The following is a 12874-nucleotide window of genomic DNA, read 5'->3' as shown; positions in this document are numbered from 1 at the left end:
TAATGAAAAGATGGATATCGAAACGAAACCTTCGCCTGGGAGGACTGTTCTCCTGCGTTGCGACGATTGCTGGCTTGGCGCCGTTGAATGGCGAAGAGCTCGCGGCCCCGCCTGCCTTTCAGACGAATTGCCAGGCTTGCCACGAACTGGACCGAGCCTTGGTGGGGCCTTCCTTGGTCGAGATCTCTGAACTGTATACCGAGCAGAGTCGGGCCGATTTCATCCAGTGGTGCCTGGAGCCCGGCAGGAAGCGGGAGTTTATGCCGCAGATGCCGTCCATGGTGCATATTCCCGAGAAGGAGCTGTCGGAGATTTTCGACTACATCAAGAAAGTCTCGGTTGGAGTGAAGCGGGTAAGGACGCCGAGCGCGGATCCGCTAGCCGCCCATCCCAGCATGGTTCGGCGTCCGCGGGTGGAACGCACCTTTTTGCCGCAGACGGGACCGGCGTCCGTTTTGATCGCTTTGCCGACTTCGAAGAAACTGAACGTGGTTTGGGATACCGATAAATGTCGGCTGCGCTACATTTCGCAGGGGGAGACCGATCGCTGGCCCTATTTGCGAAGCAACGGAAACGCTTTGGCCAAGGTGGGCGATATTGTCTACGAAGAGGCTCAGCCGCTTTTCGGAAACGAAGCCGTTTTCTTTAAGGGCTATGAAATGGATCGGAATGGGTATCCAGTGTTCATATACGAAGTTGGTAAAACGACGGTACGGGAGGCGATCTATACTGAGGGAGATGCCGTTGTCAGGCGGTTTCGTGCAAGCCCGAGATTGCCTGAGTATGTCCTTAGGAATTCCGACCAGGGAGAGATGGAAACGAAGAGCGAACTCGAAGGCGAAACGCTCACGATCACGCACAACCCCAAAAAGAAATAACATGAATTTGAAGCGAATAGCAGGAACGGCTGCGGTTTGGGGAATTGTTTTCTCCGGCCAGGTCCAAGCCGCGTTTACCTGGGAAGATTACTACGAAATCGAGACCATCGACATGCCGGAGGGTGTGGATCCGCAAATCGGAGGGATTGACTCGAATGCGTCTGGCCAACTGGTGGTGTGCTTTCATCGGGGCGAGGTCATGGTCTACGACGAAGCGAGCCAGGAGTGGTCGACCTTTGCCAGGGGCTTGCACGAGCCTTTGGGGGTCTTCGTGGAAGAGGCGGGAACGATCCTCGTGGTGCAGCGATCGGAGCTGACCCGTTTGCACGACCGGGATGGCGATGGAGTCGCTGATTTCTACGAGCTCGTCTCCAACGATTGGGGGATGACGGGGAACTACCATGAGTTCGCTTTCGGTCCGGTTAAGGATTCCCAAGGAAACGTTTTCCTGAGCCTCGGTACGGCCTCGCACCTCGCCGGTATCCGCGACGAGATCCGTGGGGAATGGAACGATGCGGGCGGGCTGACCATGCGGGATTTCCGCTTGCAGGAAGGCGATCCGGATTGGAAGGAGAAGAAGGAGAACCTACCGCGAATGTATGCCCGCGTCCCGTATCGGGGCTGCGTCTTGAAAATCGAACCCGGTAGCCGAAAGGCGGAGGTATTCGCCACCGGACTACGAACCCCAAACGGTTTATTCGTAGATGCGAAAGACCAGCTTTGGGTTTCGGACAATCAAGGCGATTGGGTTGGCGCGTCCAAGCTGCATCTCATCCGAGAGGGAGGGTTCTACGGCCATGCCGCGTCCTTGCTCTGGAGCGATAATCCTCCGGATGCGATCCCGGCGAACCTGCCCGTCGAGACGCTGGAATCTCTCCGGACCAAAGCAGCGGCTCTCATGCCGCAGGGCGACTGCGCGAATTCGCCGACGCAGATCCTTGAGTTTCGGAACAGCTTTGGGGCTAGCCGTAGCGGGGGCGCGTCGGGGCAACTGATCTTGGGCGACATGAACCATTCTCGACTTATCCACTATTATCCGGATGAGGTGGGCGGACAGTTGCAGGGAACCAGTACCCACTTGCTCGATACGCAAAACCTAGGCATGGGAAACAACCGCTTGCTGTACTCGAAGGATGGCCGGACGCTCTATCTTGGAAAAACGCATCTGAGCTGGCCCGGGCGGGAGGGAATGAAGCGAGTCACTTACAATGGGAAGCCCTACTTGCAGGTCGATTCGGTGCGGCTGACGCCTAGCGGATTCGAGTTCACCTTTAACGATACGATTGCCGCTCCCACGAGTGTGGAGGATTATGAAGTCGAGGCTTATCGGATCGCGTATCACAGCAGCTACGGCTCCAAGAAGTACGAGCTGGAGACGGTTCCCTGTTCTCGCATATCGGTGGAAGGCAAGGTGCTGCGCTTAGAGCTTAAGGAGAAGCCTGTGGCGAACCGCGTTTACGATATACGTTTGCCGCAAGAGATCAGCTCCTCGCTTAGCGCTATTTCGTCGCACCGTTTCTGGTACACGGCTCACGAAGTGTATTGATAGGACTGTTACACGCGGGCTTTCGACCAGCTAGAGCGATCGGCGTTGGTCGTGCAAACGGATGATGTCGAGGCGCGAAGGCTTTTGTTATGCTACGAAGCTTTCGATTGCAGGTATCACCTTTTATCCCGTCATGAAACTTCCCCTTCTAAGGTCCTTCTTCTTTTTACTCTTCGCGCTCGCCGTCGCGCAGGTATGCGTGCGCGCTGCCGCGGAGATCGTTGTCTCGCCGGGCCGCTTAGGCTTGGTGGGGGATGGCCGGGCCTTGGAGACGAAGGCCTTCCAATCGCTTATCGATCGGGCCGAGCCGGGAAGCGTGATCAAGGTTGTGGCGGGTCGCTATGTGGTGGGAACTTTGAAGCTGAAAAGCGACCTAGAGCTGCATTTGGGCGAGGGGACGGAGTTGCTCGGTAGCAAGTCTATTGACGACTATGCGCGAGACGTTTATCCCGCGATCGAGGCTCCAGCCTTCGACGAATGTCTTATTTTCGCTGAGAACGCTAGCAACGTGAAGCTAAGCGGCAAGGGGGGCATCGATGGACGCGGCCATCGCGAGACATTTCCGGTGAAGCTCGAAGACGGTTCGTTGGGGGACCGTCCGATGCTTATTCGCTTCGTGAATTGCCAGAATGTGACCTTCGAGGGGATCACGCTAAAGAACGCGGCCTCGTGGTGCACGCACATGATCGATTGCGACAACTTGATTTTTCGCGGGATTACGATCGATAGCCATGTGAATACGAATAACGACGGCTTGGATTTGGACGGCTGCAAGAACGTGTTGATCGAGGACTGCAACATCGTGACGGGCGACGATTCCATTTGTCCCAAGAGCACCAGTACGCGCCTGTGCGAGAACTTCGTGGTGCGGAACTGTCGGGTGGTGAGCCACACCTCGGCCTTCAAGCTGGGCACTTCCTCGCGGGGCGGATTCCGCAATATGCTGGTAACGGACTGCGACTTTTCGGATACGCGAATGGGAGCGATAAAGCTGATGATCGTAGACGGTGGTTTGATCGAAGGAATTCGTATCCAAAATATCGTGGCAAACAACGTGGAAGGGCCGCTGTTCATTCGCCTTGGAAATCGAGGGCGAGCCTATGACGCGCCCACCGAGCAAATCTATGCGACCGATGCGAAATCGGAGGGCGTGCCTCCGGGGATCGTGCGCGATATACATATCAGCAACCTGAAGGCCACGGTGGTGAGCGACGATCCGAAGCGTTGCGGTATCATGATTTCTGGGATCCCGGGGCATTATATCGAGGACGTCCTTCTCGAAAATATCGAAATCTCCTTTCCCGGCGGCGGCACGGCTGAGGACGCGGCAAGGGTCGTTCCCGAGCGGGAGGCCCAGTATCCGGAGGCTTTCTTCTTCGGGACGCTACCTGCGTGGGGCGCTTATATTCGGCATGCTAGGAACGTCGAATTCCGCAACGTGCGCCTGAGCGCGCGAGCCCCGGACTTGCGGGAGCGCGTTATCCTGGAAGACGTGCAGGACTTCACGCAGCGGTAACCCCCCGCCAGTAGACTTCTTGAGTTGGAGGGCTATTCGTCGTTGAAGAGCCCAAGCTTGTAGGCTTTGCCGACTGCGGAAGGAGCGTTTCGAACCTGGAGTTTTTCGTAGATGTGCCTGACGTGGGTATCGACCGTGGTGTAGCCGATGCCGAGCTGGTCGGCGATTTCCTTCTTCACGAGTCCTTCTCCGAGCAGGGTTAGGATCTCCAGTTCGCGTTGGGAGAGTTCGATGCCCAGCGCGTTTTGAGGGATGTGCTTTTTGAGCTTTTGCAAGAGGAAGTGGGCTACGCTCGGGTCGAGGGTGGCGGCTCCGTTCTGTACGGCGCGAATGCCGCTGACGATTTCGTCCAGGGTGGCGGATTTGAGCAGGTATCCGGAGGCGCCTAGGGATATGGCGTTGAGGACGTCGGATTCGCTGTCGGAGAGGGTGAGGACGATGATTTTAGTTTTGGGCGAGTAATCCTTGATGAATGGAATGGCTTCGAGACCAAGCATCCCCGGGAGCCGGAGGTCGAGGAGGATGATGTCAGGGCGTTTGTTGGAGAGGTCTTGCAGGTAGCGGAGGGCGATTTCGCAGGTGCCGAATTTCTCTTCTAGCTCGAGGTCTTCTACCTCGGCTAGGGCGAGTTTTATGACATCGCGGTATTCCTGGTTGTCCTCGATTAAGACGATGCGGGTAGGGGGCGTGTTGCTCATTGAGAATGGTTGGGGGCTGATGGCTTAGAGGTTCATCTTCAGTTTTATGGAGGTGCCTCCTGTTTCGTTGGAAGATAAGGTGACCTTTCCGCCGATTAGCCGGGCTCGCCGCGCTAGGGAGCGAGGCGGGGCGCTTGCGTGTGGGGCGGGGAGTCCTTTGCCGTTGTCGGCTATTTCGATGGAGAGGTCTTTGGAAGTGATGGTTAGCTTCGAGCGGGCCTGGGTGGCGTTGGAGTGCCTGAGGAGATTGATGAGGCTTTCTTTATAGAAAAGGAAAAGGTCGATCCGCTTCCGCTGCTTTACTTTATATAGAAAATTTTCGCCCTCGATTTCTAGGGTGTGTTCGAGGTCGGGCATGAGTCGCTTGGCGATTTGTTTCATTTCCGTGGGTAGGTCCTGGTATAGGCCTTTCGTTTCGAGCATGTTGGTGCAGCGCTTGACGGCGGCCCCGGTGCGCCGGACGAGGACGCGGATGCGTTCGACGTAGGTAGCGGATTTCTGGGGCTTGTCCTTCGAGGCAAGGGCGAGGTCTCCGAGAAGCGCGATGGCGTGTAGGTTGGCTCCGAGTTCGTCGTGTAAGTCGGCTGCGATGCGTTCGCGGGTTCGGTAGATGGCGCGTTGGCGGAGGATGCGGTCGATCAGGAATATGAATACGGCGAGGGTGGCGAATGCGACGGCGCTCCAGGTCCAAATGCGGAGGTTTCGTTTTTGGGATTCAACGCGGAGCTCAATCGCTTGGTTGATGAAGGGGAGTTCGTACTGGAGGTCGTGGCGGCGGGCGAGTTGGTTTAGCCACTCTTTGAACCCTAGGATCTCGCCGAATATGTTGTGTCCGTCGGTGGCAAGCGAGAGGGGGCGGTGGCGTTCGAAGAGAGGGTCGTTGAAGCTGGAGCTTACGGGTTTGCCTTTGGCCACGTTTGTTTCGCGGGAGAAGATTTCGACTTCGGCGAATCCGATTCGAGTGCCGATGAGTGGCATGCCGTTGTCGGCGTACCCTTCGAATATAAACGGTTCAATTTGGCGGAGGCGGATATAGCGGACAGGAGGGGAGGCTTCGATTCGTTTGGTGATGATCGGCGATATTTCGAAGAGGTCCTCGTGTTTGAAGTCCCAGAGGAGGATGGCGTCGGAAAAGTCAGGGTTGTTGGCTCCTTCGAATAGGAAGCGTTTGGGAAGAGCGAAATTTGGTTGGAGGGCGTGCGGGACGGTGTCTGCTTGCTCTATGGTGTGTATCCGAAGTTTGGTTATGGGGTGGGCGTCCACCAGGTCGAATATGATGCTGGATGTTTCGCCGATTCCGATACCGCTTAAGTAGGGATTGCTCTTCGTCCCCTGCGCCGCATCCATGATGTAGGGAAGAAATCCGTCGACTAGGTTGGCGCGACGATAGGCAGCTCCGACGCCGGCTCTCTGTTCGGAGGATGAGGATACCCGTTGGTTGAGCGCGACGTTGTCGGATTCGCTGAAGACCATGATTTCGGAGAACTGCAGAATGTAGCTTCCGTCATGGAATCTCGGCGTGAGTTTTTTGGATTCGATACGTACCCAGGATGCGGTTACGTTTTCTAGGGGGATGATAAGGGGAGCGACTCGCGGTATGTGGTGCGGACCGGCTTTGACCTCCTTGATAATGGTTCCGTGGGGCGTCTTCGAATTGCCGGCGACGATTAGGAATTCGGTGGGGAAGCCGTCGTCCCGGTAGCCGTTTTCGTTGTCTCTCCAGATTGCTGGGACGAGGGCGACTTGGTCGATCTCGTACTCCTTGTCGAAATCGATCTGCACCCATTCCGGCGCGTCCTCGCTGGACTGGGGCATGGAACGGAAGCAGATCGAACCGATGCCTACGCGAAGGTTGAAGTTCGCGAGCTGCGTCAGTTCGGCTTCGATCTCGTGACGGCGCGTCTGCAGTTCCTCGAGGGAAAGTTTGCTGATGCCTTGCGGAGTCGCGTGGGCGATGCAGGCCATGGCGAAGCAGGCTAGCAGCAGGATAAGCTGCCGGAGGGGCGGCCTCGCGGTGAAAGGGTTAAGGGGGAAAGGGAGGGGCATTGCGGGAAATAAGCTTAGGTCGAGGGAAGGGGGAGTCAAACCGTCGTAGGGAGGGTAGATCAACCAGTTTGTAGGCGTATCACGTGAATACGGGATAACGGAATCGAGGGCTTGCGGTATCTTCGTTTCGGTCGTTGGGCGCTGGAGCCCCGGCCCTACCTCGAACCCTTATCCCTTACCCGCGAATGAAGACGTATCTTGTTGGGCCGCTTGCTGCGCCCGTCATCGCGCCTGGGCGGCAGTTGGGAGGAGCGAGGGCAGGGCTGGACTACGAGAATTAACAATTTCGATGAAAAAGATTAAAAGACTTACGGTAGGATTTATGGCTGCTTTTGCTCTGCAGTGTTTGGCTGGGAGCAAGAACATGGACGAGATGTGGGGTGGGGAAACCACGAGGCAAGGGGCTGCGGATAGCGAACGCGTGGCCTTGTTTCGGGACGGGAACTATGGCATGTTCATTCACTGGGGCCTGTATTCGAAGCTTGCCGGCAAGTGGGAGGGAAAGACCTACTACGGGATTGGGGAGTGGATCATGAATCCGCGCGTGGCGGGAATCCCGCCCAAGGAGTACATGAAGGTCGCCGCTGACTTTAACCCGAGCGAATTCGACGCGCGTTACATCGCAAGGGTGGCCAAGGAGGCGGGCATGAAGTGGATCATCATCACCTCCAAGCACCACGAGGGGTTTGCAATGTTCAAGTCCGAGCACCCTTTCAATATCGTGGATGCGTCGCCGTTTAAGAGGGATCCCATGAAGGAGTTGGCGGAAGCCTGCGAGGAGTTCGGTCTCGGATTCGGATTCTACTATTCGCACAATCAGGATTGGACGGCGCCGGGCGGCTCTGGAGGACCGAAGGTCAACGAGGATGGGACGCCAGCGACCTTTGCCCAATACTTTGAGGAAAAGTGCTTCCCGCAGGTGAAGGAAATTTGCACGCAGTATGGAGATTTGGACTACATCTGGTTCGATACGCCGGGAAATATCCCGAAGGAGTATGCCGAGAAGTTGGCTCGGTATGTTGCGGAGGTTCAGCCAAATGCGCTGCTTTGCAGCCGTATCGGACATGGCATGGGCGACTATGCGAGCAAGGGTGACATGGATGTACCGGTGCGAAATGCTGATGGCCTCTGGGAGTCCTGCGATACCACTAACGACTCCTGGTCTTACGCTTGGTACGACAGCAACTGGAAGGATGCACACGAAATACTCAAGCGAGTCGTTTCGACGGTCGCTCGTGGCGGAACCTACTTGCTGAATATTGGGCCGGACGGATCTGGGAGGGTGCCTGAGGAAGCGGTAAAGTACTTGCTTGAATCCGGTAGGTGGATACAGGAGAACCCGAGCGTCGTTTACGGTGCGGACCCGTCGCCCTGGGGACGTGCCTTGCCTTGGGGGGACGTCACCGTGCAAGGGAATACATTGAATCTCGTCGTATTCGACTGGCCGGATGACGAATTGATCTATCTCCCCGGCCTTCGCAACGACATCAAGTCGGCAAAGGTTGTAGCTAAGGGGAAGTCTGTTCCGGTGGAGTGGCGCAAGAAATCTGGATGGGTGGCCTTGGACTTGGCGGATGTCCAGCGATCCAAGGTTGCGACGCTTGTCCAGGTCGAGCTTTCCGGAGCCCCTGAGGTGGACCAAACGTTGGCGGTGCTTCCCAATTCGCGGTCCGATATGTATGTCGAGTTCGCAGAGGTCGAAAACGCGGTGAAGGAAGAGATCCGTTGGATGGAGAAGTTTGGCGAATGGAAGCACATGAACCAGGTAAGCAAATGGTCGAATGGCGGGAAGGCTGTATGGACTGTCGATGTGGCGGAGCCGGGCGACTATTACATCGACCTTACCTACAAGGGGACGGAGCGATTGACCTGGAGGATCGAGGGCGGTGAAGGCCGGATCCTGCAGAACAATCAAAATGCGTCGCACGTTTACCATCGATACCCGATGGGGCTGCTGCGATTCGATTCCCCTGGAAGGCATACCCTCAGCGTCAGCCTTGTAGATGGAAACCCCGACACGGCTAGCTTGAGCTTGCTGTCTATTCGTCCGACGCGCTGACGAAACCGCGGCGCGTATCCTGTAAAGACGTGATGCCGGGATTGGATCCCATTTGATATCATAGCGCCCTAGACGGTGGTGATCCAATCGATTGCTAACCGTAAAAGCTATCCCTCAAGTTTGCCCTCATTTTGCTTCGAAAGGCGTGACGCCTTCAGTCCATTGTCTCGGTAGCTGTCCGGCTTTCGAAGTAAACCTAAATGATATAACCCCAGATTTCCCTAGGAAAATGCAGCAATATTGAACCTTCGATTTCTGTATTTAACTAGGAGAATGTTATCAAATAAACGAACCCATAAATTATGAATAAAGAACAAACAGTATGTTCCAATCGCCGATTGCGGTGGTTGTTACCCCTCTGCGCTGTGGCAGCAACCGGAGTTTTGTACGGACAAGAGGAGGAAGAAGAAGAGATCTTCGTTTTGTCTCCGTTCGAAGTGAACGCGGATTCCGATGACGGTTATCGCGCCACCCAGACGCTTGCTGGTGGCCGACTCAATTCCAAGATCGAAGACATCGGCACTTCGATTCAAGCAGTAACCAAGCAAATGCTAGAGGACCTTGCGGCAACGTCCACCGAAGAGTTGCTGGTATATACCACCAATACGGACACTGCAGGACCCAGCGGAAACTTTACTGGAACGGATAGTTCCGGGGTTCAGAACGATGGCGAAATACGTCAAAATCCTGCAGCCGGAAACCGTATCCGAGCTCTTGCGGCTCCCACCCGTACGCGCGGTTTCTTCGAGACGGACATCCCTTTTGATTCTTATATAACAGATCGAGTCGACATCCAGCGCGGCGCCAACTCGTTCCTGTTTGGTCTTGGCTCTCCGGGAGGCATTATCAATAGCGATGTTGCTCAGGCGAACTTCTCTGACTCTACGGAACTCGGGTTGCGTTTGTCCACGGACGAGTTTGACGGAAATCTAAGTACGCGTGTTGACTTTAACGTAAACCGAGTGCTTGCAGAGGATCGATTTGCAGTGCGGTTCGCTGCGTTGAAGGAAGATCAGGAGTATCTGCAAAACTCAGCGTTCCGGGATTCGACCCGATTCTATGGAGCGATGAAGTGGCGTCTGCTCGATGAGAGCAACACCTTCCTGAAGCTCAATTTCGAGACGGGAAAGATCAAGTCGACTCCACCGTCTTCGTTGGGACCTTTGGAAACCTTGTCTACTTTGATCGACAATACCATTGGCATTGAGATGCCGAACGGCGAGCGCTTTAGCTTGGATGGATTTGGCAACGTCGTGAACGGGAACGTAGACTTCGAGGGTCTCGATGCGAACGGCGAACAGATCGATATCCTGACCTCCGGTACGGCGGCGGGCTCCGAAGTCAGCGCTCGCTTTTGGGCCAACGTTTTTGATGGGACCTCTAGGAATGGGCTGCCAGCCTATGCGTTCCAGACTACGGTAGATGGTGGCGCTTGGGGCGCTCCCGACGGAAATGGCAATGTTCCCATCGGAAATATAACCTATGACCCTGACGGAAACTGGACGGGATCCGACGCCGCCGTACGGTTTATCGGTATGCCTAATTACGGCGACCTGGTTACCGGCTACACTTCCCAAGGATTGACGAACCTGGAAACCTTCGACTTCCGGAAGAACCTCTATTCGGGCGGTTTGGATCGTTACGATAACGATTTCGACGCGTTGAACCTTTCGTTCACAACGGAAAGCAAGGATGGAAACTTTGGCCTCGAGCTTGCATACGATGCACAGAACTGGAGTCGCAATAGTTTCGTTATGGGTGGTTCGCCCACGATCTATTTCGACGTGAACAAGACATTGCCGATCGGTCCAAACGACTTGTTCGGCGCGACGAACCCGAACTACGGGCGTCCCTTTATCGCTTCCAAGTCTTCGAATACAACCGATCTATCGACGGATAGGGAGACGATTCGCGCTACCGCTTTCGCGCAGATCGATTTCGAAGATAAGTTCGATAATGGTATTCTACGTTGGTTGGGCTCGCACCGCGCCGTGGGGCTATTCGATGAGAATAGGGTTGATAGCGTGAATAAGCAGTACCGGATGGCGAGCAATGGAAACAATGCTGCGGTGAATCTGATCCAGCCCGATGCCACTGCGTTTCAGCGTCAAAACTCGAATATATTCTATGTGGGACCTCAGCAGCTAAACGTATTCACCGATCCGAACCTGACCATCGAGGACGTTATCATCACTGGAGTGGAGCCAGGCGTTACCCTTGAATATCCTGCTGGCTTGGAAGTGCCTTTGGCGTACTTCGACATGACTGAGGGTGTTACCAAGGTTGGAACCTATACGCCGGAGTGGGTCAACTTCTCCGGTCGAATGGAGGAGACTAAGGTAAGCAGCCAGGCCCTAAACCTGCAGAGCTTCCTTTTGAAGGACCATCTCGTTGCCAATTTGGGTTGGCGTAAGGACAAGTGGGAAAATGCGGTAGCTACCGCTCCGGCCGATGCCGAAGGGATCCGTTTGTTTGGTGCCGAGGACTTCAACCTTGATTCCAGCCCGATCAACACGGTCGAGGGCAATAACTTCTCCTATAACCTCGTCGCGAAGCTGCCAAAATCCTGGCTGCCGGACGGTACGAGCTTGTCCTTCCACTATGGAGATTCCTCGAATTTCATTCCTAACTTGTCGGGGGGGAATATCCGCGGCAATCCCTTGCCGAGTCCATCTGGCGAGAGTATTGACTATGGCTTCACCGTCACGGCCTTCGATGAAAAGCTGATCACGCGAGTCAACTGGTACGAGTCGACGATCCGAGACGAGCAGTTCCATCCGGTTTCCTTTGGATACAACTGGACGACGAACGTATCCTTGATACGCGGTTGGGGCGAGTTGTATCGCGAGACCTTGCGTTACGACAAGGACGGCGACCGTCAGTTTGACAATCCCGCATTCGACGCGGATGGGAATGGGATTATCGACCAGGTCAATACCTCGGCGGGTCAGGAGTACATGACGCTAGATCAACTATGGGACCTGAGAGAAGCGTATGAAGCGATCTTCCCCAATAGTTACTTGTTGGATACAGCAGAATTCTCCTATACGCCTCACCCAACGAATCCCGACCAAAACGGAAGCTTTACGGTTGGGACGGCGCTTTGGTCGATTCTGGCCGATACCGCGGACGTAAAGGGCGAGGGTCTGGAGGTCGAGACGATCTTCAATCCCACCAAGAACTGGAGAATCTCTGCCAGCATCGTCCAGCAGAAGGCGGTTCGTACCAATCTGGCTCCCGGTTTCACGGAAGTGTTTACCGGCCTGATGAACGCTCTTGAGAGCGTAGAGAACGCAAAGGGCTCGATCTTTGGGGCTAACAAGCTGCGTACCCCGCTTCAGGATCCGCTGGCTGGCGGCACAGGCTGGAATCAGCTTATCCTTGGAGCCTATGCCGGGAATGCCTATTTCTCGAACACGGCTTTGGATGGAGCGGATAATCCTGAGGTTCGCGAATGGCGGGCAAACATCATCACGAACTATCGTTTCACCGATGGTAAGATGAGGGGTTGGAACATTGGTTCGGCCTACCGCTACGTTGATTCGGCCTCGATTGGCTATGCGCTTACGACCTTGCCAGGCGACGTTATTGCTCCGGACGTAACCAAGCCTATCCAAGGTCAAGATGACCATACTTACGATTTGTGGTTCGGCCGATCCAAGAAAATCAAGAACGATACTATTAATTGGAGAGTTCAGCTTAATATCCGCAACCTGTTCGCGGGAGATGGCGTTGAGGTCATCCGCGCTCAGCCGGATGGAACGGCCGCCCGCGTAAAGGCCGAAGCCCCGCGCACCTTCGTGCTCACCAACACCTTCGAGTTTTAGTTTGTAGCATGTCCTGAGGGTAGCCCGCTTGGATTGCTCTCAGTCGTTTAAAATCGGCCTCGAGACGGATTCGTCTCGAGGCCTTGTAGTTTAAAATTCATTACATCTGAACATGATCAGATGTTACTATCTGGTTCTCGTGATGTTTTAAGAAGTATATCGTGTATATGGAGGATGGATAATTCCTCTGGATTTAGGTATATTGTTTTACCCTGTGGTCCCCTGCTTTGGGGGTAGCTATCGTTGATGCGGTTAGCCCTCAAGAAACTTGTCTGACATTGATTCGTTTATGCCCATGAAAACC

Annotated in this window: 7 protein-coding genes; 5 read left to right on the top strand and 2 right to left on the bottom strand. The window is 55.0% G+C overall.

Annotated features, from left to right (window positions below; genetic code table 11):
* Positions 1–2: 2 nt before the first annotated feature.
* The 3 genes from QEH57_RS21640 (at position 3) to QEH57_RS21630 (ending at position 3940) form a co-directional block, all read left to right on the top strand.
* Complete coding sequence (locus QEH57_RS21640; protein ID WP_309008880.1) at positions 3–878, top strand: c-type cytochrome; 876 nt, start codon at positions 3–5, stop codon at positions 876–878.
* Position 879: 1 nt separating this feature from the next.
* Positions 880–2424, top strand: a complete 1545-nt coding sequence (locus QEH57_RS21635) for a hypothetical protein (RefSeq protein WP_309008879.1) — start codon at positions 880–882, stop codon at positions 2422–2424.
* Between the two features lie 133 nt (positions 2425–2557).
* Entirely contained in the window at positions 2558–3940 is a 1383-nt protein-coding gene (locus QEH57_RS21630; RefSeq protein ID WP_309008878.1) for a glycosyl hydrolase family 28 protein, read from the top strand.
* Positions 3941–3972: 32 nt separating this feature from the next.
* Here QEH57_RS21630 and QEH57_RS21625 read toward each other — a convergent pair whose 3' ends face one another.
* Positions 3973–4638, bottom strand: coding sequence for a response regulator transcription factor (locus tag QEH57_RS21625; protein WP_309008877.1), 666 nt, complete (start codon positions 4636–4638; stop codon positions 3973–3975).
* Positions 4639–4662: 24 nt separating this feature from the next.
* Positions 4663–6684 (bottom strand): histidine kinase, encoded by a 2022-nt coding sequence (locus QEH57_RS21620; protein ID WP_309008876.1) that lies wholly within the window; start codon positions 6682–6684, stop codon positions 4663–4665.
* 322 nt (positions 6685–7006) lie between these two features.
* On the opposite strand from QEH57_RS21620, the gene QEH57_RS21615 reads away from it, so the two are divergent.
* Positions 7007–8743 (top strand): alpha-L-fucosidase, encoded by a 1737-nt coding sequence (locus QEH57_RS21615; protein WP_309008875.1) that lies wholly within the window; start codon positions 7007–7009, stop codon positions 8741–8743.
* A gap of 365 nt (positions 8744–9108) precedes the next feature.
* Positions 9109–12570, top strand: coding sequence for a TonB-dependent receptor plug domain-containing protein (locus QEH57_RS21610; protein WP_309008874.1), 3462 nt, complete (start codon positions 9109–9111; stop codon positions 12568–12570).
* Positions 12571–12874: the final 304 nt, after the last annotated feature.

The sequence above is a fragment of the Pelagicoccus sp. SDUM812005 genome, from assembly GCF_031127875.1.
In the GTDB taxonomy this organism is placed as follows: domain Bacteria; phylum Verrucomicrobiota; class Verrucomicrobiia; order Opitutales; family Opitutaceae; genus Pelagicoccus.
This window is presented reverse-complemented; position numbering and strand designations above follow the sequence as displayed.